This is a genomic window from Peribacillus frigoritolerans (assembly GCF_004358755.1).
Taxonomy (GTDB): domain Bacteria; phylum Bacillota; class Bacilli; order Bacillales; family Bacillaceae; genus Bacillus_P.
The window spans coordinates 288927-312124 of record NZ_SMZY01000001.1; the positions used below are offsets into that span (position 1 = coordinate 288927).

Below are 23198 nucleotides of genomic sequence, written 5' to 3' on the forward strand. Positions count from 1 at the left end.
TAGGGTGGAACCGCGGGTTAACTCTCGTCCCTATGCTGAATTACACAGCATAGAGACGGGAGTTTTTTGTTTTATATATTTATTAGATATATGGAGGTGCTTGGTTTGAATATTCAAGACATGATAGTAACACTGCAAAAGCATTGGTCTGATCAAGGGTGTATTTTAATGCAGGCCTATGATACTGAAAAAGGAGCAGGAACGATGAGTCCTTATACGTTCCTAAAGGCAATTGGTCCTGAGCCATGGAGAGTAGCTTATGTAGAGCCGTCCCGCCGTCCTGCTGATGGCCGCTACGGGGAAAACCCGAACCGCCTTTATCAGCATCATCAATTTCAGGTTATCATTAAGCCTTCCCCTGACAATATACAGGAATTGTACTTGGATTCCTTAAAGGCTTTGGGCATTGATCCGCTGAAACATGATATTCGTTTCGTTGAAGATAACTGGGAGAACCCTTCACTTGGCTGTGCTGGACTTGGCTGGGAGGTCTGGCTTGATGGAATGGAAATTACTCAGTTTACTTATTTCCAGCAAGTGGGAGGCATCGAGTGCAAGCCCGTATCTGTTGAGATTACATATGGCATTGAACGCCTGGCTTCCTATATCCAGGATAAAGAAAATGTATTTGATTTGGAATGGACGGATGGATTTACCGTTCGCGATATTTTCTTGATGCCTGAATTTGAGCATTCAAAGTATACGTTTGAAACGTCAGACGCCGAGATGCTGTTTAATCTGTTTTCCATTTATGAAAAAGAAGCGCATCGGCAAATGGACGAAGGACTCGTTCATCCTGCATATGACTATGTTTTAAAATGTTCTCACACGTTTAACCTGCTTGATGCAAGAGGAGCCATTTCTGTAACAGAGAGAACAGGATACATTGGACGTGTAAGAAACCTGGCCAGAAAAGTGGCAAAAACGTTCTATGATGAAAGAGAAAAATTAGGATTTCCAATGCTGAAAAAAGAGGAGGCTAAAACAGATGAGTAAACATGATTTGCTGCTTGAACTCGGACTTGAGGAATTGCCTGCAAGATTTGTAACAGATGCAATGAATCAGCTTTCTCTAAAAACAGCGAACTGGCTGAAGGAGAAAAATATCTCTTTTGGAGAGGTCAATGTTTTTTCAACTCCAAGAAGACTTGCGGTGCAAATAGAGGGTGTTGCTGAAAAACAGGAGGATATCGAGGAAGAAGCTAAGGGACCTGCCAAGAAAATTGCGCTTGACAGAGACGGTAATTGGTCAAAGGCAGCTGTTGGATTTTCAAGAGGCCAGGGAGCAAGTGTTGAGGATATCTTCTTTAAAGAAATTGGGGGCATTGAATATGCACATGTTCAAAAATTCATTAAAGGGAAAGAAACAAAAGAACTTTTAACAGACTTAAGAGAGATCATTACTGGTCTTACGTTTCCTAAAAATATGCGCTGGGGATCTCAGGAACTGAGATTTGCAAGGCCGATAAAATGGATGATTGCCCTATACGGCCAGGAAGTGATTCCTTTTAACATTACTGGCGTTCAAACTGGAAAAGAAACGAGAGGACACCGCTTTTTGGGCTCAGATCAAGTAATCAATCATCCATCTGAATATGAAAAGTCGCTTCTTTCACAGTTTGTCATTGCTTCCCCTGTAAAAAGAAAAGAAGCTATTCTCACACAGCTGCATCATATTGAAGAAGAAAACAAGTGGAATATTCCAATTGATAAAGATTTATTAGAAGAAGTGACCAATCTCGTAGAGTATCCGACTGCATTGTTTGGGAAGTTTGAAGAAGAGTATCTGTCGCTTCCAGAAGAAGTGCTTGTAACCACAATGAAAGAACATCAGCGCTATTTTCCGGTGAAAAATGCGGAGGGTGAATTGCTTCCTTACTTTGTAACAGTCAGAAATGGCGACCACAATCATATTGAAAACGTGGCAAGAGGAAATGAAAAAGTTTTGCGCGCACGTCTGTCAGACGCAGCTTTCTTTTACAATGAAGACCAAAAGCTTGTGATTTCGGACAATGTGAAAAAACTTGATAAAATTGTTTTCCATGAAGAACTTGGATCTACAGGAGATAAAGTTAGAAGAATGACTTCTCTTTCACAAACTCTTGCTGAACGGTTTAACGTATCCTCCGAAGAAAAAACACATGTCTTGCGTGCAGCTGAGATTTGCAAATTCGACCTTGTCACACACATGGTATATGAATTCCCTGAATTGCAGGGGATCATTGGCGAAAAGTATGCCAGAGCATTTGGAGAAGCGGAAGAAGTGGCAGCTGCAGTAAACGAGCACTACATGCCGCGTCATGCCGAAGATTCAGCACCAGCCTCAACTGCAGGGGCGATTGTGGCGCTTGCAGATAAACTTGATACCATTGCAGGCTTCTTCTCAATCGGTGTCATCCCGACTGGCTCACAGGACCCATATGCGCTCAGACGCCAGGCGAGCGGCATTGTTCAAATCCTGTTAGCAAAAAAGTGGACAATTTCTTTAGACGAATTATTTGACCTTGCTCTTGCACCATTTAATGAAATTGATCAAAACAAAGTGAAAAATGAAATGCTCGCATTTTTCAAAATGAGAGTAAAACACGTTCTTGATGAGAAAAAAATCAGATACGATATCATTGATGCCGTGCTTGGAGCAGGGCATATGGAACTGACTGCAATCATGGAAAAAGCTGCAGTGCTAGAAGATGCAGCTAAAGATGAAAGCTTCAAGGGAATAATGGAAGCTTTTGCTCGAGTACAAAATATCTCGAAAAAAGGCACTGGAGCAGCTGTTAATCCTGAACTCTTCAAGAATAAAGAGGAGCAGGAGCTGTATAATCAATACGTGCACGTGAAAGATGAGTATGAAGCAAATACAGCTGCCGGTGAATACCATGCTGCATTTGCAGCCCTTCGTTCATTACAGCCATTTATTCAAACTTATTTTAACGAAACGATGGTCATGGCGGAAGATGAGGCATTGAAAAACAATCGCCTTGCACAAATGAAACAGCTTGCTGCATTGATAGAATCCTTTGCCAATATGGATGCTGTCATTGTAAAATAATAAAGTCAGACGATTGCCTGGAAGAGGGCAATCGTCTGCTTGTTTTTATATAAATTGATTAATGTCTTTTTTTAATTATATATTGAGCGTCTGTCAGGTCTAAACGGTCGGTTCCGCATTTCTTTTTTTCCAAAGGTTCTTTTCAATCCGTTCAAATAGTATATAATATTTTTATATAGTATAACCTATTTACCCATAGGAAATTAGAACGCTTGATACATATGTATTGGAACCTTAAGGCGGTGAGTATAATCGAACTTAATAAAAGGCAGGAACACATTCTGCAAATTGTAAAAGATAACGGACCAATTACCGGTGAACATATTGCCGATCAGCTGAATTTAACAAGAGCGACTCTTCGGCCTGATCTCGCAATACTGACAATGGCCGGCTATCTTGAAGCAAGACCCAGGGTCGGCTATTTTTACACAGGCAAAACAGGAGCAGGTCTTCTTTCAGATAAACTGAAAAAATTGCAGGTGAAAGATTTCCAGTCCATTCCGGTTGTAGTGAACGAGAATGTATCGGTTTATGATGCAATTGTTACGATGTTCCTTGAAGATGTCGGCACGTTATTTGTTGTAGATCAAGGGTCAATCCTGGTTGGAGTATTGTCCCGGAAAGATTTGCTCAGAGCAAGCATCGGAAAGCAGGAGCTTGCATCCATTCCTGTGAATATAATCATGACACGAATGCCGAACATTACCATGTGCAGGCGTGAGGATTACATCATGGATGTTGCGAAATTTTTAATAAACAAGCAAATTGACGCCATTCCAGTCATTAAAGAGACGGAAAAAGGCTTTGAAGTAACTGGAAGAATCACTAAAACAAATATGACGAAGATATTGGTCGGCTTAGCTGAGAATGAAATCATTTAACAAGGGGAGTGAGGAATGGTATGTACAATCGCCATGTCTATGTTGTATCAGATTCTGTAGGCGAAACAGCTGAACTTGTTATAAAAGCAGCTATCAGCCAATTTAATGGAAATGCTTCGGACACAAAAATCAAACGAATTCCTTACGTCGAAGATTTAGGCACAATAAAAGAAGTGGTGGCGCTCGCTAAACTTGAACAGGCAATTGTGTGCTTTACTCTGGTCGTTCCTGAGCTTAGACAGGGACTGATTGAAGAAGCGAATGCTCAAGGGGTTGTCTATTATGATATCATCGGACCATTAATAGACAAAATGGAATCTGCTTATGGGATTAATGCAAAATATGAACCTGGCAGAGTTCGTAAACTTGACGAAGATTACTTCAAAAAGGTAGAGGCTATTGAGTTTGCGGTTAAATACGATGACGGCCGTGATCCTCGCGGCATCATGAAAGCGGACATTATTCTCGTTGGTGTATCACGAACATCAAAAACACCGCTGTCCCAATATTTGGCTCACAAGCGGTTTAAAGTGGCGAATGTGCCGATTGTTCCTGAAGTCGAACCTCCTGAGGAGCTATTTAAAGTTTCTCCTAAAAAATGCATCGGACTTAAAATCAGCCCTGATAAATTAAATGACATAAGAAAAGAACGATTAATCTCTCTAGGCCTAAATGATAAAGCTATTTATGCGAATATCGACAGAATCAAAGTGGAGCTTGAATACTTTGAAAAGGTTATTGATAAAATCGGCTGTCAGGTAATCGATGTTTCCAATAAAGCAGTTGAGGAAACAGCCAACATGATCCAAAATATCATGAATAAGTATAATTGAAGATCAGGCAAAAATATTGAACTCAGAGAAGCAGAAGCTCTGAGTTTTATATATGTCCTTGGTCCTGTTCTTGCTGAAGCAAAAATAAAGGACAATGTCCTGAAATTAACAATTTAAGTTCGTGAAAAAGAATGGAAAATTTAAAGACTTTGTATTATAATAAAAAATTGTGATAAAATTACTTATTTTAGGTTTAGACTTGACCAAGAACGAATAAACTATTTATTGTGATCTGTCAAGTGAAGCAACGAAAAATAATTCGACAAATTCAGGCTCGTTTTCCATGCAATCTTTTCTAAAAGGTTAAGAAGGAATCTATCGGAGTGATGTAGAATAGTGAAAGATGACGAAAAAAAGATGCAGATAATTGTCGATGCAGATGCATGCCCTGTAAAGCAGGAGATTGCTGACCTTGCTGCCCATTACCAGATCAATGTCCTGTTTGTTGCTTCTTACAACCACAAAACATCAAATACATACGGATATGACTGGGTCTATGTGGACACCGGCAAAGAATCTGCTGATTTATACATCGTTAATCACTCATACCGTGATGATCTGGTTGTGACGCAGGATATTGGTCTTGCGGGTCTTTTGCTGAAAAAAGGGGTTATAGTTATGACACCCCGGGGTAAACAGTATACAGAAGAAAATATTGAGCTGGCGCTTGAGTTCAGGTATCTTTCTGCGAAAGAACGCAGAGGCGGAAAGCATACAAAAGGCCCCAAAAAGTTTACCCAGTCAGACAGAGACAGTTTTATTTTCACCCTGGAAAAGATTTTGTCGAAAGATGCAGGAATTAGTGGTTAAATCGCGAATATTTGTATCACGGAGTTGTTGGTATGGGAAATCGAATTCCCGATGAAATAATCGATAAAATTCAGCAATCGGCAGACATCGTGGATGTTGTCAGTGAATATGTTCAATTGAAGAAACAGGGAAGAAATCATTTTGGGCTATGTCCATTTCATGGCGAAAAATCACCATCGTTCTCCGTTTCACATGATAAGCAGATCTATCATTGCTTTGGATGTGGCGCCGGCGGGAACGTCTTTTCATTCTTAATGCAAATTGAAGGCTATTCATTTGTTGAAGCAGCTTCGGCACTTGCTGACAAACTGCATATTGATCTTCCGGATCAGCTTAATGCCGTTTTGCCAAAAGATGCAAACAGCGATGATGAAAAAATGATTGAGGCACATGAACTGCTGAAGAAGTTTTATCATCATTTGCTCGTAAACACTAAAGAAGGGCAAGCTGCCTTCGATTATTTAACAGAAAGAGGCTTTGCCAAAGAAACAATTGAACAGTTTGAAATTGGCTATGCGCTTGATTCCTGGGATTTCGTTGCCAAGTTTTTAACAAAACGGGGCTACGATCAGCAAATGATGGAAAAAGCAGGCCTGCTTGTTAAGAAAAGCTCCTCTGATGGGTATCTGGACCGTTTTCGCAATCGGATCATGTTTCCTATACTGGATCACACCGGCCGTACCATTGCCTTTTCAGGTAGGGTGCTTGGAAAAGAACAGCCCAAATATCTCAACAGCCCTGAAACACCAATCTTTAACAAAAGTAAAGTTCTTTATAATTTTCATCAAGCAAGAGTACATATACGCAAAAATCAGCAAGTTGTTTTATTTGAAGGTTTTGCCGATGTTATTTCTGCTGTCCGTTCAGATGTGCAGCATTCGATTGCAACAATGGGCACATCACTGACTGAAGCTCAGGCAAAAATCATCAAAAGAAACGCAGGAGATGTTATAATCTGTTTTGACTCTGATTCTGCAGGACTTGAAGCTACATTAAGAGCATCTAAAACACTTGCTGCTGCCGGCTGCAAAATGAGAGTTGCCGCGCTGCCTGATGGAACAGACCCTGATGACTACATCCGGACATTTGGTGCAGAAAAATTCAAAAAAGATGTAATAGGGGCAAGCATTACGTTAATGGCATTTAAAATGCAGGTTTTCCGCAAAGGAAAAAATCTTCAGGATGAAGGACAACGGCTGCAGTATATAGAAGACATACTGAAAGAACTCAGCTTGCTTGAGAATCGAGTAGAAATCGAACTGTATTTAAAACAGCTGTCCGGAGAATTTTCATTATCAATGGATGTTTTAAAGAGTCAAATGCAGGATAAAAGATCCGGCCAAAAGCCTGAACAAAAAAAGGAGCAGCAAAAGAGTGCCCCTGTCCAGCATGCGATGAAGCCAAAGCAAAAGCGTCTTTTGCCGGCATTTCATAATGCTGAAAGACTCCTTATAGCACACATGCTCCGAAATAAGGACATTGCACAAAAAGTGCTTGACCGTATAGGACTTCAGTTCAATATAGAAGAGCACAGAGCGATTATAACTTACTTATATGCATATTACGAAGAAGGAAATGAGGCAAGTGTCAGCTCGTTCCTGAGAAAACTGCCGGACAATCAGCTTCACCAGTTTGTTTCAGATATAGCCATGCTCTCGGTAAATGAAGAAATATCCGAGCGGGAGCTGTCAGATTATATCAAACAGGTGTTGAATCACCAAAATTGGTTAATGATAAAAGAAAAAGAAGCTGAAAAGCATGAAGCAGAGCGCCAAAAGGATTTTGTCAAAGCTGCCAATATCGCTATGGAAGTCATAAGACTTAAGCGCGATCTTAAATGAAGGCAGATGTTTGACTTGCGCAAAACACAGAGATTCATTGCGGCTAATCGGTTTCAACTATCTATTAGCACATTCACATAAAGCAATAATTGCAAGAGTTTGGAAGGAGGGGATCCAATGGCTGATAAACAAACCCATGATTCTGAATTGACATTGGAACAAGCAAAAGACCAATTAACAGAAATCGGAAAAAAACGTGGAGTTTTAACATACGAAGAGATTGCTGAGCGCATGTCGGGCTTCGAAATTGAATCAGACCAAATGGATGAGTATTATGAGTACCTTGGCGAGCAGGGCGTTGAATTAGTAGGTGATAATGAATCGACTGATGATCCTAATATACAGCAGCTGGCAAAGGAAGAAGAATTTGATTTAAACGACCTAAGTGTGCCTCCAGGTGTTAAGATTAATGATCCTGTGCGGATGTATCTGAAAGAAATAGGCCGGGTTGATCTTTTAACAGCAGATGAAGAAATTAAGCTTGCAAACCGCATTGAAGAAGGCGATGAAGAAGCGAAGAGAAGACTTGCAGAGGCCAACCTTCGTCTTGTTGTTAGTATCGCTAAAAGATATGTAGGACGCGGAATGCTGTTTTTGGATCTTATCCAGGAAGGCAATATGGGCCTTATGAAAGCCGTAGAGAAGTTCGACTACCGCAAAGGCTTTAAATTCAGCACATATGCTACATGGTGGATTCGTCAGGCTATTACAAGAGCAATAGCTGATCAGGCCAGAACCATTCGTATTCCTGTACACATGGTTGAGACAATCAATAAATTGATTCGTGTTCAGCGTCAGCTTCTTCAAGATTTAGGAAGAGAACCATCTCCTGAAGAAATTGCAGAAGATATGGACCTGACTCCTGATAAAGTAAGAGAGATTTTAAAAATCGCACAAGAACCTGTCTCTCTAGAAACACCGATTGGTGAAGAAGATGATTCACATCTTGGTGATTTTATTGAGGATCAAGATGCAACTTCTCCTTCCGAACATGCGGCTTATGAGCTGTTAAAAGAACAGCTTGAAGATGTGCTGGATACACTGACAGACCGCGAGGAAAACGTGCTTCGTCTTCGTTTTGGACTGGATGATGGCCGCACAAGAACACTTGAAGAAGTAGGTAAAGTGTTTGGCGTTACAAGAGAGCGCATCCGTCAAATTGAAGCAAAGGCACTTCGCAAGCTTCGTCACCCAAGCAGAAGCAAACGATTAAAAGATTTCTTGGAATAGAAAGCGGACTTTTGTTCGCTTTTTTTTTTGTTTTTTTATAAAAAATTATTTTTGACAGCGGTAACAATAAATTTCATTATTACATCTTCTTTTCATTTATTTTACTTAATTGTTATTTGATTTGCAAATCACCCTCAGAAAATTTTAAGCCTTCATCAGCTTATTTTACCTCTTGAATTTGACCCATCAATCCTTTAGCCTGCTGGAAAAATCCTTGAAATTACTGACAAATTCATTAAAATGTCATTTACATGAAGCATCCTTTTTAAAATGAAGCATTGCAGAAAAATATTTTTTAATTAAATAAAAAATTTAAAAAGTTGTGAAAACAGAGTGCTACACTTTATAATTTAATATGTAAGCGTATTCAAAACGGAGGGATAAAATGAATTTTGAACTATCACAAGAACAGCGCATGATTCAGAAAACCATCAGAGAGTTTGCAGAAGAAGTTGTTGAGCCAGGGGCATATGAAAGAGACAAAACTAAGCAATTTCCAGCAGAAATTTTTCAGCAGCTCGGTGAAATGGGAATGCTTGGACTGCCGTTTTCAGAAGAATACGGAGGAAGCGGTGCAGATACAATCAGTTTCGCAATTGTAACGGAAGAACTGAGCAAAGCGTGCGGTTCAACCGGAATTACATACTCTGCCCATATTTCATTAGGCGGGGCTCCTATTAATATGTTTGGTACAGAAGAGCAAAAAAGAAAGTATCTTTCAAGAATCTGCTCAGGAGAATCCATGGGTGCCTTTGGGCTGACTGAGCCAAATGCAGGATCAGATGCAGGAGGCACTCAGACCGAAGCTGTTCTTCAAGATGGTCAGTTCACCATAAATGGAAATAAATGCTATATTACAAATGCCTCTTACGCAAAGTTTTTGGCATTGACGGCCATCACGGATCGCAAAGAAGGAAAAAAAGAGATAAGCGCATTAATTGTTCCAACTGATGCACCGGGGTTCAAGGTGATTGATAATTATGAAAAAATGGGATTGAATGCATCGAATACAACAGAATTAATACTTGAAGATGTTGCCGTTCCTGAAGAAAATCTTCTTGGTAAAAGAGGGCATGGCTTCAGGCAGTTTCTCATGACTTTAGACGGAGGAAGAATTGGAATTGGCGCTATGGCAGTAGGAATTGCCCAGGCAGCTTTTGAAAGAGCATTAGCTTATTCAAAAGAAAGAAAGCAATTCGGAAAAACATTAAGTGAATTTCAGGCGATCCAATTTAAACTTGCCGATATGGCCATGAAAATTGATTTAGCACGAACAATGGTTTATAAAGCAGCCTGGTTAAAGGATCAGGGAAAACCATTTACGAAGGAAGCTTCTTTTTGCAAGCTGTTTGCATCAGAAATGTGTACAGAAGTGACGAATCAGGCCATTCAAATTCACGGCGGCTATGGCTACATGAAAGAATATCATGTTGAACGATATCTGCGGGATGCTAAATTGCTTGAAATCGGCGAAGGCACAAGCGAAGTTCAGCGGATGGTTATTGCAAGACTTATTGGCTGCTGACGAATAAGAAAAGCGCAAGCGCCCGTTTAGCGCAGGCAGACAGATACGGATCCGTAAAGGCGCTTTTTGCCAATGCTTTCGGATCCGTTCTGGCCGAGGAGCCTTGAGCGATTCCGCACGCCATCGAAGCGAAAAATTTTATGCTTTCTTATCACTTGAAAACAGGAACTTCATCTTCATTGATGAAGTTTTTTTGACTAATTTTTGAAAAATAGCCCAACTTATACAATAAGTCTTTTACTTCCACAAATTTTAAAGTAAAATAGAGATTGTTTAAATCTATCGTTTACCTGCATTTCAAGATTTTTACATAGGGGAGGTTACATAATGAATCGCAATCCACTAATTCCATTTGCTTTAGTTGCCGTAATCGGAATCGGCCTTATGTTTTTCTTATCTATTAAAGGGCTCGGCGATATGAAAGAAATGGCTGGAGAAGGAAAAGAGGAAGATAAATCGGGAGAAGTTGCAAACGCTTCACCAGAGGAAATCTACAAGCAAAGCTGTGTTTCTTGTCATGGCGAGAATTACGAAGGCGGTGCGGGTCCTGCTCTTAAAGGGGCTGGGGACAGGCTCGGCGTTGACGGAATTAAAGAAACGATTAAAAATGGACGCGGAAACATGCCGGCCGGTTTAGTTCCTGATGAAAAACTGGACGAGATGGCAGAATGGGTTTCTAAAATCAAATAGTTTTACACGAAAGAAACTTAAATATGGATCGTTCCATTTAAACGAAAACGAAAAGTCCTTTGCATCTGCGGAGGACTTTTCTTATTATATAGAGAGACCGAATTAAAAGTACATAAGAATGTGGTGGTTTAGAATGAATGAAGTGAATTTATCAAACAGGCTAAAAACGGTAGCTGATTATATACCAAAGAATGCTGTACTGGCAGACATCGGTTCTGATCATGCTTACTTGCCCTGCTACGCCCTTTTAAACGGTTTGGCAGCTTCGGCTGTTGCCGGGGAAGTCGTTCAGGGACCGTTTCAGTCTGCGAAGAAGCAAGTCCAAAAAAGCGGCCTAGAGGATGTCATATCGGTTCGTTTAGGAAGCGGGCTGGATGTCATTGATCCTAATGAAGTAACGTGCATCACTATTGCAGGAATGGGCGGAGCATTGATTGAAAAAATCCTTGAAGCCGGAAAAGAAAAATTAGCTGGAGTAGAGAGACTGATCCTTCAGCCCAACATTCATGCACATCATGTAAGAAAATGGCTGCTTGGCAACGGCTGGGAACTGATAAATGAAGAGATATTGGAAGAAGACGGAAAAATCTATGAGATTCTTATTGCTGAAAAGGGTGAAGCAAAAGCTCCATATCAGCATACAGCCTTGCAAAAAGGCTTGCTTGTCGGTCCTTTTTTGATGGAAGAGAAAACAGAACCGTTCCTTAAGAAATGGGCGCAGGAAATTGAGCATAACAGACGGATATTAACTAGTATAGAAAGTGCGGCATTGAGCCCGGGGAATGAAGCTAAGAAAAAAGAACTGAATGATTTGATTGAAATGCTTGAGGAGGTTACAAGGAAATGAGCAAAATACCTAACGGCTTTGAAATCATCCAATTGTTCGAATCGTTTTCGAAAAAAGAATATGCCATGGAAGGCGATAAGATTGGCCTGCAAATAGGAACTTTGAATAAACCTATTCATGGCGTATTAATCGCCCTCGATGTTCTGGGTGAAGTAGTTGATGAAGCAATCGAAAAAAATGCGAATTTAATTATCGCTCATCATCCGCCAATATTCCGTCCGCTTAACAACCTGGCGACGGATCAGCCGGGGGGCGCACTGCTTGAAAAGTGCATTAAACATGACATTGCTGTTTACGCAGCACATACCAATTTAGATGTTGCTGCAGGCGGTGTGAATGATTTACTTGCAGAAGCTCTGCAGCTGACAGACACAGAGGTCCTTGCTGACACCTATCAGGAGGAATTGAAGAAGCTGGTCGTCTATGTACCAAAAGATCATGCGGCCGATCTCAGGGCTGTTCTGGGGCAATCAGGTGCAGGCCATATTGGAATGTACAGTCATTGTACATTTTCATCAAATGGAACGGGAAGCTTTCGTCCTCTTGATGGAACAGATCCTTATATAGGTCAATCAGGGAAAATTGAGTTTGTAGAAGAAGAGAGAATTGAAACGATCATTCCGGCAAGCAAGCAGCGAAAGATTGTTTCCGCTATGCTGAAAGCGCACCCTTATGAGGAACCTGCATTTGATCTTTTTCCAGTTGAAGGGCACGACAAGGCTTTAGGATTAGGGCGTATAGGTTTGCTTGGAAATGAGATGTCTTTAACTGAATTTGCAGAGCATGTGAAAAAGCAGCTTGATGTTCCTTGTGTAAGAATGGTAGGGAATAAGGATGCAAAGGTGCGGAAAGTTGCTGTTCTTGGAGGAGACGGAAATAAATACATCCACCAGGCAAAACGCAAAGGAGCCGATGTCTATGTTACCGGGGACCTTTATTATCATGTAGCTCATGATGCCATGGTGATGGGCTTAAATGTGATTGATCCGGGTCACAATGTAGAGAAAGTCATGAAAAAAGGGGTAACAGATCTGCTGCTTTCTATGTGTGAAGAAAAGAAATTTGAGGTTAGTATCTTCCCTTCAGAAATTCATACAGATCCATTTACATTTGTATAACATAAAAAACCGCTGGAGTTGATTACCAGCGGTTTTGTTTGAACTTTATTTGACTGCTTTAACTTTCGGCAGTATTTTTTGAAGAGGAACATTGTGCTGGATGTTCCATGTCAGCGTATTTTCCGGATCGTACTTTTCAAGGAATTGAATGACTTCTTTTGTAATAGGCGTAGGAGTTGAGGCGCCGGCAGTAATGGCAACTTTTTTAACACCTTCAAACCATTCAAGCTTCAGTTCGCTTATATCTGATATTCTGTAGGCTTTTGTTCCTGCTATTTCTTCAGAAACCTGTGCAAGCCGGTTTGAGTTGTTGCTCTTTGGATCCCCAACGACAATCGTAAGGTCAGCATCTTTTGCCTGCTCTGCAACAGCTTCCTGCCGAACTTGGGTAGCCAGGCAAATCTCCTGATGATATTCTACATGCGGATACTTTTCTTTCACGCGCTCCATGATGTCATAAACATCCCATTGACTCATAGTCGTCTGATTCGTGACGACAATTTTATCGTTTTGGAAAGTAAGAGCATCAACATCTTCTTCTGTTTCCACTAAATGGACAATGTCAGGCGCTACCCCGACAGCCCCTTCAGGCTCAGGATGCGACTTTTTCCCAATATAGATAACATGATAGCCTGAAGCTTTTTTTTCACGAATTAAATCATGTGTTTTTGTCACATCGGGGCATGTGGCATCAAGCGTAATGAGACCTTTCTCAGAAGCGATTTTTCTGACTTCCGGAGAAACACCGTGGGCTGTAAAAATAACGGTGCCGCTTTCTACTTTTTCAAGTATTTCCATGCGGTTGCTGCCATCCAATGTAATAATGCCTTCTTCTTCAAAAGCGTCAGTAACGTGTTTATTGTGAACAATCATGCCCAAAATATAAATAGGCCTTGGCAAAGTTTTATCTAAAGCGGCATTCTTTGCAATAACCATGGCATCAACGACGCCATAGCAATATCCCCGCGGTGCAATCTTAATAACTTCCATAAAAGGATCCTCCTAGAGAGAAGTTCGAGAGAAAATATAAAAAAGCCAAAGAAAAGGCTTTTGGCTCTCGTAATCTCTTATTATTATAGCGGAGACTGCAGAAGAATACAAAGAAGAATGTCAGATATAAAGCTTTGGAGCAGATGCGCCTTTTACAGCTGGTGCTTTTACCTGTTCTTCTTTTACTGCTGCCTTAGGCGGGCTGGTGACAGATGTGTCTGCATCAAACGGTGCAGCACTTGAAACTTCAGCAGAGGTATTTTCTGCATTTGATTCTGTGCTTTCCGCGTCGCCTGATCCTCCGCCTTTTAATTCACTGTAAATTTTAATCATGGCAGGAAGGTTTCTGACCAGAGGCCCATATTGCTGAACCATTGGCGTGACTTGCTGAGCCATCCCCAGAACTTTTTGTACGTTTCCAAGCATGCTGGATAAATTGGCGGGATTGGTTATTCCCTGCAGACCCTGTGCTGCATTGGCAGCACTTGCGGCGCCTTGGCCGCCGCCAGGAAGAAATCTTGAGAGAATGCCCCTAATGCCGCCTCCTCTTCCCATTGCCTGCTGACCAAATTGCTGTCCGAATTGCTGCGCGCCAAACTGCTGTCCGCCAAATCCCGGCGGTCCAAACTGTGATGAAAAGGGGCCCATTTGCTGTCCGAACGGCTGGAAGGAACGAGGCGGTCCAAATCCCCGGGCTTGCTGATTTCCAAAAGACTGGTTTGAAAACGGCTGACCGCCCATTTGCATTCTTTGAGGCTGGAATCCTCTAGAAGGCATTGGAGGCATAGGTCTTTGCTGAAACATGATGATCCTCCTTTTAAACTAACGCGTATACTACCTACACAATATGCAGCATCAGCTTAAAATGTTTGCGCGTCTGAAAGAATAGGCGGAATCGATTGGAGTTTTTCTCTAATATCGTATATAATGTTTTGATGGACAACCGTGTCTTATTTTTTGGCTGTTATTGCAAGAATTGTTGTAATTCGCAAAATGAATAGTTCCCTTCCTTTATTAGAGAACTGTGCTCTTTTCTAATATAGTGTTATAAATGAAACCTTTTGCCGGGACAAAACTCTCAGGGTTAACACCCGAAAAACAGCAAGGTCTTAGAATAGAGCCTATTTTATTAATTTACTCATCAAGGAGATGATGAACATGGAACAAACTAAGTTCACTCAGTTTCCATTTAAGCCTTTTATTATAGATGCTGTCAAAGCGCTGGGTTTTTATGAACCGACTGAAATACAAGCACGCTTATTCCCTTCACTATTAAAAGGGGAAACAGCTATAGGACAATCACAAACAGGCACAGGGAAAACACATGCTTATTTATTGCCTCTTATTCACAGGATTGATCCCTCAAATAAAAACGTACAAGTTGTGATTACCGCCCCTACAAGAGAACTGGCCAATCAAATTTATCAGGATGCCTTGCATGTTCTTAAATTTGCACCGGAAAATGAAACGATTTCGGCTAAATGTTTTATTGGCGGAACTGACAAGCAGCGCACAATTGATAAACTGAAAAGCCAGCCTCAGCTTGTCATCGGAACGCCGGGAAGAATCAAGGATTTAATTGCTGAAAAAGCTCTTTTTGTTCATCAGGCTAAAGCATTAGTTGTTGATGAAGCAGACCTCATGCTTGATATGGGATTCATTGAAGATGTTGATAAAATTGGCGGAAATATGCCCGAAAAACTTCAAATCCTTGTTTTTTCAGCTACAATTCCTGAAAAATTAAAGCCTTTCCTGAAAAAATATATGGAAAACCCTAAATTTACTCACGTTGCTCCAAAGCAGGCAACAGCGAAAAAAATCAAGCACGTATTAGTGCCTTTGCGACACCGTAATAAAACAAATCTTTTATTTGAAATGCTGAAAAACTACAACCCTTATTTAGCTATTGTTTTCACAAATACAAAGAAAAAAGCGGATGAGGTAGCGGACGGACTGATTGCTAAAGGCTTTAAAGTCGGACGCATTCACGGCGATCTATCACCAAGAGACCGCAAAAAAATGATGAAGCAAATTAATGATCTTGATTATCAGTATGTTGTAGCAACAGATCTTGCTTCAAGAGGCATTGATATCGACGGAGTAAGCCACGTTATTAATTTTGAGCTCCCAAGTGATCTTGATTTTTACATTCACCGTGTGGGACGTACTGGACGTGCAGATTATTCCGGTATTGCAGCAACGATCTATGAGCCGGCAAATGAAGATGCGTTAATTACCCTTGAAAAATTAGGGATTGAATTTGAAAATCAGGACCTTGTAAACGGCGAGTGGAAAAAAGTCGAGGACCGCAAACGCAGACAAAAACGCGTAAGACCTTCAGATGGCGTCGATCAGATGGCAAAAAGCAAGGTTAGAAAACCAAAAGGTGTAAAACCGGGATACAAAAAGAAACTGACGAGAGAAATGGACGAAATTAAAAAACGTCAAAGAAGATTGAATCAAAAGCGCAAGTAGGGGGAGAAGAGATGCTGAAAATAGGATCACATGTATCAATGAGCGGGAAAAAGATGCTGCTTGCTGCAAGTGAGGAAGCAGTATCTTACGGTGCGAATACGTTCATGATCTATACGGGAGCACCTCAGAATACTAGACGTAAAAAAATTGAAGAGCTGAATATTGAAGCCGGACAGGCCCATATGCGGGAAAATGGGATTGTTGATATAGTTGTTCATGCACCTTATATCATCAATATCGGCAATACCACAAACCCTGCAACCTTTGAACTTGGCGTGCAATTTTTGCGGTCTGAAATGGACAGGTCGCATGCTCTTGGAGCAAAACAAATTGTCCTGCATCCAGGTGCTCATGTTGGAGCGGGTTCTGAAATAGGCATAAAAAAAATCATTGAAGGACTCAATGAAGTTCTAGATAGAGAAGAAAATGTTCAAATTGCTCTTGAGACAATGGCCGGAAAAGGCTCTGAGTGCGGCCGTTCTTTTGAAGAACTCGCACAGATCATTGATGGTGTCACTCATAATGAGCACCTTTCCGTTTGCTTTGATACGTGCCATACACATGATGCCGGATATGATATTATTAATGATTTTGATGGTGTCCTGCAGCAATTTGACACTATTATCGGTTTGGACAGGCTGAAGGTGCTTCACATTAATGACAGCAAAAATATCTCTGGAGCCCGCAAGGACCGCCATGAAAACATTGGATTTGGCCATATCGGATTTAAAGCATTAAATAACATCGTTCATCATCCCGAGCTTGCGGATGTGCCAAAAATTCTTGAAACTCCATATGTAGGTGAAGATAAAAAAGATAAAAAACCGCCATATCAATTTGAGATTGATATGCTGCGCGGCAAAGAATTCAATCCTGATCTTTTAGACCTGATCCGCAATCAGGGATAAGTAAAGCGCAAGCGCCCGTTCCGGCTAAGGAGTTGTTGGACGACTCCGCGTGCCATCAATGCGGAAAATTTTATACTTTCTTACAACTTAAAAAAGAAAGCTGTCGGAGCAAATCGACAGCTTTTTATCCTATAAATTGCTGAAACAATTGGTTCACTTGCTGCGCTGTGGCAGGCGAAGTAATGGCAGCTATCTTTTTTAATAGGCGGATTCGCTCAGCATCATCAAAAATATTAATGTTTTTGCCCCGGATGATTCTCACGATTTGCTGAGCCTGGGTTCTGTCAATGGCAAGGCTGTTCTGCTTAGCAAGCTGAAGCAATCCATCAGCATCCAATGAGTTGAGTTTCTGGTTGACAATCTTCTGAAATAGTATCACGTACATACCTCCTTCACCATTCAATGTATGGTGAAGTTTTAAGAAAAGTGCCTAATTTTTAAAAAGACAGGGGGATTATTCATATGACAAAAAAACAGCATAAAAAAGAAAGTACCGGGCGGCTGATCACAAGACTGATTTTGATCATTGCTGGTGCAGCGCTGGCAGCTGTCTCGATTGAGCTGTTCCTTATCCCCAATCAGATTATTGACGGAGGAATTATCGGAATCTCGCTTATCATTGACCATATTACACCAGACAGTCTGTCATTTATCAATTTCGGAACACTGGTTGTCCTTTTGAATTTGCCTTTCATGTATTACGGCTATAAGCAAATTGGGAAAACGTTTATGATCTCCTCTATTTTCGGGATTGTCTTTCTGGCAATCATCGAGAGTATGCTCCATCATGTCGAAGCCTTCACAGCGGAGCCGATTTTAGCAACTGTATTTGGAGGTTTAATTCTTGGTGTAGGTGTAGGATTGGTCATACGAAACGGCGGTTCAATGGACGGAACTGAAATTTTAGGCATTTTGCTTACTAAAAAGCTGCCGTTTTCAGTAGGAGAATTTGTGATGTTTATTAACATTTTCATTTTTGCCTGGGCAGCATTTGTTTTTGGACCAGAGCAAGCTATGTATTCGGTCATGGCTTACTATATTGCTTTTAAAACGATTGATACAGTTATTCAGGGATTAGACGAAACTAAGGCAGTAATTATAGTTTCGGATTACTACGAAGATGTATCTGACGCCATTCTTCAAAGGCTTGGGCGCGGCACCACAAAATTAAAAGGCAAAGGCGGATATACCGATGACGAAAAAGAAGTCATCTATGTCGTTGTAACAAGGCTTGAAGTAACGAAGTTAAAATCGATTGTCCATGAAATTGATACAAATGCCTTTATTACCATAATGAATACACAAGAAACAAAAGGGACGAATTTTAAATCAGCGATCCATTAATTTCTTATGTGATAAGGTTCATTTCGTAAACTTTGTTTTTTAAACTAAATGTCAAAAAACCTAAGTGCCTGCAGCGGAAAGCAGCGGGCGACATTTATTATCAAAAACAACAATTTACGAGAAAACAGCCTTAGACTAAAACAAGTTTCTTGCTCTTTTTACTACAATCTTGTATAATCTCTATGTTAAAAATCAGACATTGGTTTCTGATCTTTTTTTACGATTTTAAATCGGAACCATTCTTAAACTAGAAGGTGAAATTAATGAATCAGCCTATTATTGATATCCGTCATTTATCATTCACATATGACCGCACTAAAGTACTTGAAGATATTCACTTTAAGGTAAGAGAGGGTGACTTCCTGGGCCTCGTCGGGCCAAACGGTTCAGGAAAGACAACTCTGCTGAAATGCCTTCTCGGTCTATTGAAGCCCGACGCGGGTGAGATTTTCCTTTTCGGAGAAGATATCCGCAAATTTAAAGAGTGGCATAAAATCGGATTTGTGTCCCAAAAAGCAAACAGTTTTAATACAGGCTTTCCGGCATCTGTATACGAAGTAGTTGCAAGCGGGCTGACGTCTAAATTAGGTTTGTTTAAAATGCTGAAACCGGCCCATCATGAAAAAGTAAAAGCTGCAATTAAGGCTGTCGGTTTAGAACAGCTGTCAAAACGAAATATCGGTGAACTTTCAGGCGGCCAGCAGCAGCGGACATTCATTGCAAGGGCGCTTGTGAGTGATCCGAAATTGCTCATCCTTGATGAGCCGACAGTCGGAGTTGATGCTCAAACAGTTCAGAGTTTCTACGAAATGCTGAAAAATTTAAACACTGAAATGGGAATTACTTTGATTCTTGTCACACATGATGTAGGTACCATCACAGATAAAGTAACTCACGTAGCCTGTCTAAATAAACATTTGCATTTCCACGGTAATACACAGGAATTCGAAAGCCTGCAGAACTCTGATATGTCTGACTTTTATGGTCATTCTGTTCATGTATTAACTCACGATCACCATGATCATGGGGGAAGATAAAATGATAAATAGTATCCTAAATTATGAATTTTTACAAAATGCATTTTTGGCAGGAATTCTTATCGGACTGATTGCACCGCTTCTCGGTGTTTTTGTAGTCGTAAGAAGACTGTCTTTAATAGCGGATGCACTTAGTCATGTGACTTTGGCTGGAATTGCGGCGAGCTTGCTTCTTGAGAAAAAAGTGCTTGGCATGTCAGGGCTCAATCCAATTTATTTAGGAATGGGCTTTTCTGTGGCAGGGTCTTTGTTTATTGAAAAGCTGAGAGCTGTCTATAAGCATTTTCAGGAGCTTGCCATTCCGATTATCCTTTCAGCCGGAGTAGGATTGAGCGTGATTTTTATATCACTTGCTGATGGATTTAATACGGATTTATTTAATTATCTTTTCGGAAGTGTCAGTGCAGTAACAAGAACGGATTTATTGGTGATCACTGCCATTACGGTATTTGTTCTCATTGTCATTTTTGCGTTATTTAAAGAACTGTTTTTGCTGTCATTCGATGAAGAACACGCTGCAGCATCAGGCATCCATTCTAAGTGGATTCACTTTATTTTTATTTTAACGGTTGCTCTTGTCATTGCTGCTTCCATGAGAATCGTCGGCATTTTATTAGTATCTTCTCTAATGACCCTGCCGGTTGCAGCAAGTATTCGAATTGCAAAGGGGTTTAAACAGGCAATATTCTTTTCTGTACTCTTTGGAGAAATCTCTGTTATTATTGGATTAGTGCTGGCTTATCAATTAGATCTAGCTCCAGGAGGAACGATTGTTATGCTTTCAGTCGTCATCCTGATACTGTCGATATTATGGACCAAAATAAAAAGGGGTCAGTAAGATGAATGTTCAAGAAGCTCTTCTTCTTATGAAGGAAAAAGGATATAAGTACACAAGCAAGCGCGAAGAAATGCTTGAATTATTCGCGCAGTCAAATAAATATTTAACAGCAAGAGATGTTCTGGAAAAAATGAAATCGGACTATCCGGGATTAAGTTTTGATACCATTTACCGCAATCTTTCCTTGTTTGCCGAAATGGGCATACTGGAAACAACAGAACTGTCAGGGGAAAAGCATTTTCGATTTTTATGCGGAACAAAGCATCATCACCATCATTTTATTTGCCTGAACTGCGGGAAGACGAAAGAAATTGCTTCTTGCCCTATGGAAAAATTGAAAGAGAATTTAAGCGGATATGAAATCAGCGGACATAAATTTGAAATATACGGTACTTGTCCGGAGTGCCATGAACTTACTGTTTAAACGCAGTACAAAAAAGCTTGCGAAGTTTCGCAAGCTTTTTTGTGTGCATTAGAGTTAGCGTAAAACGGGCTGTGTTCTTTTCTTGTAGGAATTTACCCATTCTCTCGCTTCAAGCCAATTATTTACACGGATGACCCCGCCAGGAATGGGATCTTGGTTATATGGAGTATCAAACAAAATAACTGGAATGTTAAATTCCTCACTGATCATACAGGCATTATCATGCTTGTCCTCAAAAAAGACGTCAATTTTGTTTTCACGGACCGCACCTAGTTTATCATGAGTGCCAATCAGGTCAATTTGATGATAAAATAGTTCATTGCGCTTAAACCAGTCAAATGTCACCTCTTGCAAGTGACTTCTGCGCGCACTGATAAATAGGAGTTTATGGGTTTTCTTCCATTCATCAAGCACTAACTTTGCATCGGTCGCCATAGGTGCATCTTTGTAAATCAGCGGTTCTTGTTCATCCATCCACTTCCAGAAATCCGCTTCTGAAATGTTAAGTAATTTAGTCAGGTCATATTCCTTCATATCATCAAGCGTTATGTTTATGCCAAATGATTTGTTTAAATATGGAACGAATGTTTCAGGTGAAGTAACGGTTCCATCAATATCAATCCCTAATCGCAGCATCATGTACTCTCTCCCTTGCTGTCTGAACTATACTAGTTAGTGTATCATAATCCGTTCTTACAATCACAGTAATCTTTAACAGTTATACGGAAAGGCTGTGCGGCTCATACTATAAATGTTCCTTTACTATATGAATGGAGGGATCACGCATGGCAGATGAGAAACATTATGATTATCACGGAAACATTAAGGAATATGATCTCCGTGAAGATGAAGTTGGCTACAACAGCCCAGATATGCGGGATGATTATAAAGAAGAAACAGCGGCTGAAATTGCAGCTCCTGCAAACATAAGAAGAGATGCAGACTACGAACGTCAGCAAGAAAAGGAAGGGACAGTTGATGACGGACGCAGAATGGGGTATTTGGCTATCGTCCTCTCCGTTATTTCTTTGCTGATATTCCCGGTTATCTTAGGAGCAGCAGGGATTATCGTAGGTTTTATTGCGCGACGCAGAGGAGCAGAAGGATTAGGAGGATGGGCGATTGGAATTGGCATCGTTTCATTAATCCTTGGAATTTTCATTTTGCCCTTCTTTTAAAGAATTAAAAAAACAAGCTTGGCAGTTTATGCCAAGCTTGTTTTTTATTGAATTTCGGCAGCCGCTTTTTCAGCTGCCTGTTTTGCATAATATTCTTCAGCGATTTTATCAATTTCTTTTTTCAGTTCTTCTACCATGGTTTCCTCAGGCACTTTTCGGACAATTTGTCCTTTCATGAAAAGAAGCCCTTCTTTTCTGGCGCCGGCAATACCAATGTCAGCTTCCCGTGCTTCACCAGGTCCATTTACTGCACAGCCTAAAACCGCAACTTTAATGGGAGCCTTAATCGTTGAAATATACTCTTCAACCTCGTTTGCGATGCTGATCAAATCAATTTCAATCCGCCCGCAGGTAGGACATGAAATAAGAGTTGCCGCGTTTGAAGACAGTCCAAAAGATTTTAATAACTCTCTTGCAACTTTTACTTCCTCTACCGGATCGGCGCTCAGTGAGATGCGCAGCGTGTTCCCGATGCCTTTGCTCAGGATGGCGCCAAGGCCGGCAGCGCTTTTTACGGTGCCTGAAAATAAAGTGCCTGACTCTGTAATACCTAAATGAAGCGGATAATCAAAAGCTTTGGCCGCTTTTTCATATGCTTCAATAGCCAAGTTCACATCTGAAGCTTTCATCGATACGATAATATCGTGAAAATCCAGATCTTCAAGTATTTTTATATGATGAAGGGCACTTTCAACCATGCCGTCTGCTGTTGGATAACCATATTTTTCAATAATGCGCTTTTCTAAAGAACCGGCATTAACCCCAATGCGAATTGGAATACCTTTTTCTTTTGCAGCTTTTACAACGGCTTCTACTTTTTCACGTCTGCCGATATTGCCCGGGTTGATTCTGATTTTATCTGCCCCGCCCTCAATTGCCTTAAGCGCAAGCTTGTAATCAAAATGAATATCTACAACAAGTGGAATATTAATGCGTTTTTTAATTTCTGCTATAGCATCGGCTGCACGTTCATCCGGGCAGGCGACACGAACAATTTGACAGCCTGCTTCTTCTAATCGCAGGATTTCAGCGACCGTAGCTTCCACATCGTGTGTTTTCGTCGTTGTCATACTTTGGATGACTAATTCATTGTTTCCGCCGATTGTTAAATTGCCAACTTTAACAGGACGGGTTTTGGTACGATGTATGATTTCACTCACGTGTAAATCGCTCCTTA

General features: G+C 40.7%; 23 protein-coding genes. 18 read left to right on the plus strand and 5 right to left on the minus strand.

What is annotated here, in order from left to right; translation table 11 throughout:
* The first annotated feature begins 105 nt into the window (after nt 1-105).
* From glyQ to E2R53_RS01440, 11 genes are all read left to right on the plus strand, one after another.
* On the plus strand, nt 106-996 hold the full coding sequence (gene glyQ, locus E2R53_RS01390; protein WP_133310068.1) for a glycine--tRNA ligase subunit alpha: 891 nt from the start codon (nt 106-108) through the stop codon (nt 994-996).
* Entirely contained in the window at nt 989-3052 is a 2064-nt protein-coding gene (glyS, locus tag E2R53_RS01395; RefSeq protein ID WP_133310069.1) for a glycine--tRNA ligase subunit beta, read from the plus strand. Before glyQ ends, glyS begins: the two co-directional genes overlap by 8 nt.
* Nucleotides 3053-3294: 242 nt before the next feature.
* A complete protein-coding gene (locus tag E2R53_RS01400; RefSeq protein ID WP_133310070.1) occupies nt 3295-3933 on the plus strand; it encodes a helix-turn-helix transcriptional regulator in 639 nt (212 codons plus the stop codon).
* Nucleotides 3934-3953: 20 nt separating this feature from the next.
* Complete coding sequence (locus E2R53_RS01405; RefSeq protein WP_133310071.1) at nt 3954-4766, plus strand: pyruvate, water dikinase regulatory protein; 813 nt, start codon at nt 3954-3956, stop codon at nt 4764-4766.
* Nucleotides 4767-5123: 357 nt separating this feature from the next.
* Nucleotides 5124-5576: a YaiI/YqxD family protein gene (locus E2R53_RS01410; RefSeq protein ID WP_070875543.1), complete on the plus strand. Its 453-nt coding sequence runs from the start codon at nt 5124-5126 to the stop codon at nt 5574-5576.
* Between the two features lie 32 nt (nt 5577-5608).
* The gene (gene dnaG, locus E2R53_RS01415) at nt 5609-7417 is read left to right on the plus strand and encodes a DNA primase (protein ID WP_133310072.1); all 1809 of its coding nucleotides are present in this window, start codon (nt 5609-5611) and stop codon (nt 7415-7417) included.
* A gap of 117 nt (nt 7418-7534) precedes the next feature.
* Nucleotides 7535-8647, plus strand: coding sequence for an RNA polymerase sigma factor RpoD (gene rpoD / locus E2R53_RS01420; protein WP_070875446.1), 1113 nt, complete (start codon nt 7535-7537; stop codon nt 8645-8647).
* Between the two features lie 385 nt (nt 8648-9032).
* The gene (locus E2R53_RS01425; protein WP_133310073.1) at nt 9033-10172 is read left to right on the plus strand and encodes an acyl-CoA dehydrogenase family protein; all 1140 of its coding nucleotides are present in this window, start codon (nt 9033-9035) and stop codon (nt 10170-10172) included.
* A 327-nt stretch (nt 10173-10499) separates the two neighbouring features.
* A complete protein-coding gene (gene cccA / locus E2R53_RS01430; RefSeq protein WP_070875448.1) occupies nt 10500-10862 on the plus strand; it encodes a cytochrome c550 in 363 nt (120 codons plus the stop codon).
* A gap of 133 nt (nt 10863-10995) precedes the next feature.
* Nucleotides 10996-11709: a tRNA (adenine(22)-N(1))-methyltransferase gene (locus E2R53_RS01435; protein WP_133310074.1), complete on the plus strand. Its 714-nt coding sequence runs from the start codon at nt 10996-10998 to the stop codon at nt 11707-11709.
* Nucleotides 11706-12827: a Nif3-like dinuclear metal center hexameric protein gene (locus E2R53_RS01440; protein ID WP_133310075.1), complete on the plus strand. Its 1122-nt coding sequence runs from the start codon at nt 11706-11708 to the stop codon at nt 12825-12827. Before E2R53_RS01435 ends, E2R53_RS01440 begins: the two co-directional genes overlap by 4 nt.
* A gap of 45 nt (nt 12828-12872) precedes the next feature.
* On the opposite strand, the gene E2R53_RS01445 is transcribed toward E2R53_RS01440, so the two are convergent.
* Both E2R53_RS01445 and vrrA read right to left on the minus strand, forming a co-directional pair.
* On the minus strand, nt 12873-13817 hold the full coding sequence (locus tag E2R53_RS01445; RefSeq protein ID WP_133310076.1) for a 4-hydroxy-3-methylbut-2-enyl diphosphate reductase: 945 nt from the start codon (nt 13815-13817) through the stop codon (nt 12873-12875).
* 120 nt (nt 13818-13937) lie between these two features.
* Nucleotides 13938-14621, minus strand: coding sequence for a VrrA/YqfQ family protein (vrrA, locus tag E2R53_RS01450; RefSeq protein WP_286166037.1), 684 nt, complete (start codon nt 14619-14621; stop codon nt 13938-13940).
* 354 nt (nt 14622-14975) lie between these two features.
* Between vrrA and E2R53_RS01455 the strand changes: the two genes are divergently transcribed.
* Both E2R53_RS01455 and E2R53_RS01460 read left to right on the plus strand, forming a co-directional pair.
* A complete protein-coding gene (locus tag E2R53_RS01455; protein ID WP_133310077.1) occupies nt 14976-16292 on the plus strand; it encodes a DEAD/DEAH box helicase in 1317 nt (438 codons plus the stop codon).
* 11 nt (nt 16293-16303) lie between these two features.
* Entirely contained in the window at nt 16304-17200 is an 897-nt protein-coding gene (locus E2R53_RS01460) for a deoxyribonuclease IV (protein WP_133310078.1), read from the plus strand.
* 124 nt (nt 17201-17324) lie between these two features.
* Here the strand turns inward: E2R53_RS01460 and E2R53_RS01465 are convergent, their stop codons facing one another.
* A complete protein-coding gene (locus E2R53_RS01465; RefSeq protein WP_133310079.1) occupies nt 17325-17579 on the minus strand; it encodes a DUF2624 domain-containing protein in 255 nt (84 codons plus the stop codon).
* A gap of 83 nt (nt 17580-17662) precedes the next feature.
* Between E2R53_RS01465 and E2R53_RS01470 the strand changes: the two genes are divergently transcribed.
* The 4 genes from E2R53_RS01470 (at nt 17663) to E2R53_RS01485 (ending at nt 20843) form a co-directional block, all read left to right on the plus strand.
* On the plus strand, nt 17663-18544 hold the full coding sequence (locus tag E2R53_RS01470; protein WP_133310080.1) for a YitT family protein: 882 nt from the start codon (nt 17663-17665) through the stop codon (nt 18542-18544).
* 263 nt (nt 18545-18807) lie between these two features.
* Nucleotides 18808-19581: a metal ABC transporter ATP-binding protein gene (locus E2R53_RS01475; protein WP_133310081.1), complete on the plus strand. Its 774-nt coding sequence runs from the start codon at nt 18808-18810 to the stop codon at nt 19579-19581.
* Nucleotide 19582: 1 nt separating this feature from the next.
* Nucleotides 19583-20419 carry a metal ABC transporter permease gene (locus E2R53_RS01480; protein WP_133310082.1) on the plus strand — a complete coding sequence of 279 codons (837 nt, stop codon included), beginning with the start codon at nt 19583-19585 and terminating at the stop codon, nt 20417-20419.
* 1 nt (nt 20420) lies between these two features.
* Nucleotides 20421-20843 carry a Fur family transcriptional regulator gene (locus E2R53_RS01485; protein WP_133310083.1) on the plus strand — a complete coding sequence of 141 codons (423 nt, stop codon included), beginning with the start codon at nt 20421-20423 and terminating at the stop codon, nt 20841-20843.
* Between the two features lie 54 nt (nt 20844-20897).
* On the opposite strand, the gene E2R53_RS01490 is transcribed toward E2R53_RS01485, so the two are convergent.
* Nucleotides 20898-21479 (minus strand): hypothetical protein, encoded by a 582-nt coding sequence (locus E2R53_RS01490; protein ID WP_133311108.1) that lies wholly within the window; start codon nt 21477-21479, stop codon nt 20898-20900.
* A 149-nt stretch (nt 21480-21628) separates the two neighbouring features.
* Between E2R53_RS01490 and E2R53_RS01495 the strand changes: the two genes are divergently transcribed.
* On the plus strand, nt 21629-22021 hold the full coding sequence (locus E2R53_RS01495) for a DUF308 domain-containing protein (protein WP_133310084.1): 393 nt from the start codon (nt 21629-21631) through the stop codon (nt 22019-22021).
* A 44-nt stretch (nt 22022-22065) separates the two neighbouring features.
* Here the strand turns inward: E2R53_RS01495 and ispG are convergent, their stop codons facing one another.
* The gene (ispG, locus tag E2R53_RS01500; protein ID WP_251625510.1) at nt 22066-23172 is read right to left on the minus strand and encodes a flavodoxin-dependent (E)-4-hydroxy-3-methylbut-2-enyl-diphosphate synthase; all 1107 of its coding nucleotides are present in this window, start codon (nt 23170-23172) and stop codon (nt 22066-22068) included.
* Nucleotides 23173-23198: the final 26 nt, after the last annotated feature.

What these genes read in the sequence shown, in the direction of transcription:
- E2R53_RS01490 (WP_133311108.1), bottom strand. Translation starts at nt 21,479, where the DNA reads ATGCTGCGATTAGGGATTGATATTGATGGAACCGTTACTTCACCTGAA.
- E2R53_RS01445 (WP_133310076.1), bottom strand. Translation starts at nt 13,817, where the DNA reads ATGGAAGTTATTAAGATTGCACCGCGGGGATATTGCTATGGCGTCGTT.
- rpoD (WP_070875446.1), top strand. Translation starts at nt 7,535, where the DNA reads ATGGCTGATAAACAAACCCATGATTCTGAATTGACATTGGAACAAGCA.
- cccA (WP_070875448.1), top strand. Translation starts at nt 10,500, where the DNA reads ATGAATCGCAATCCACTAATTCCATTTGCTTTAGTTGCCGTAATCGGA.
- E2R53_RS01475 (WP_133310081.1), top strand. Translation starts at nt 18,808, where the DNA reads ATGAATCAGCCTATTATTGATATCCGTCATTTATCATTCACATATGAC.
- E2R53_RS01440 (WP_133310075.1), top strand. Translation starts at nt 11,706, where the DNA reads ATGAGCAAAATACCTAACGGCTTTGAAATCATCCAATTGTTCGAATCG.
- E2R53_RS01405 (WP_133310071.1), top strand. Translation starts at nt 3,954, where the DNA reads ATGTACAATCGCCATGTCTATGTTGTATCAGATTCTGTAGGCGAAACA.
- vrrA (WP_286166037.1), bottom strand. Translation starts at nt 14,621, where the DNA reads ATGTTTCAGCAAAGACCTATGCCTCCAATGCCTTCTAGAGGATTCCAG.
- E2R53_RS01485 (WP_133310083.1), top strand. Translation starts at nt 20,421, where the DNA reads ATGAATGTTCAAGAAGCTCTTCTTCTTATGAAGGAAAAAGGATATAAG.
- dnaG (WP_133310072.1), top strand. Translation starts at nt 5,609, where the DNA reads ATGGGAAATCGAATTCCCGATGAAATAATCGATAAAATTCAGCAATCG.
- E2R53_RS01410 (WP_070875543.1), top strand. Translation starts at nt 5,124, where the DNA reads ATGCAGATAATTGTCGATGCAGATGCATGCCCTGTAAAGCAGGAGATT.
- E2R53_RS01460 (WP_133310078.1), top strand. Translation starts at nt 16,304, where the DNA reads ATGCTGAAAATAGGATCACATGTATCAATGAGCGGGAAAAAGATGCTG.
- glyS (WP_133310069.1), top strand. Translation starts at nt 989, where the DNA reads ATGAGTAAACATGATTTGCTGCTTGAACTCGGACTTGAGGAATTGCCT.
- E2R53_RS01455 (WP_133310077.1), top strand. Translation starts at nt 14,976, where the DNA reads ATGGAACAAACTAAGTTCACTCAGTTTCCATTTAAGCCTTTTATTATA.
- E2R53_RS01470 (WP_133310080.1), top strand. Translation starts at nt 17,663, where the DNA reads ATGACAAAAAAACAGCATAAAAAAGAAAGTACCGGGCGGCTGATCACA.
- E2R53_RS01425 (WP_133310073.1), top strand. Translation starts at nt 9,033, where the DNA reads ATGAATTTTGAACTATCACAAGAACAGCGCATGATTCAGAAAACCATC.
- E2R53_RS01480 (WP_133310082.1), top strand. Translation starts at nt 19,583, where the DNA reads ATGATAAATAGTATCCTAAATTATGAATTTTTACAAAATGCATTTTTG.
- E2R53_RS01435 (WP_133310074.1), top strand. Translation starts at nt 10,996, where the DNA reads ATGAATGAAGTGAATTTATCAAACAGGCTAAAAACGGTAGCTGATTAT.
- E2R53_RS01495 (WP_133310084.1), top strand. Translation starts at nt 21,629, where the DNA reads ATGGCAGATGAGAAACATTATGATTATCACGGAAACATTAAGGAATAT.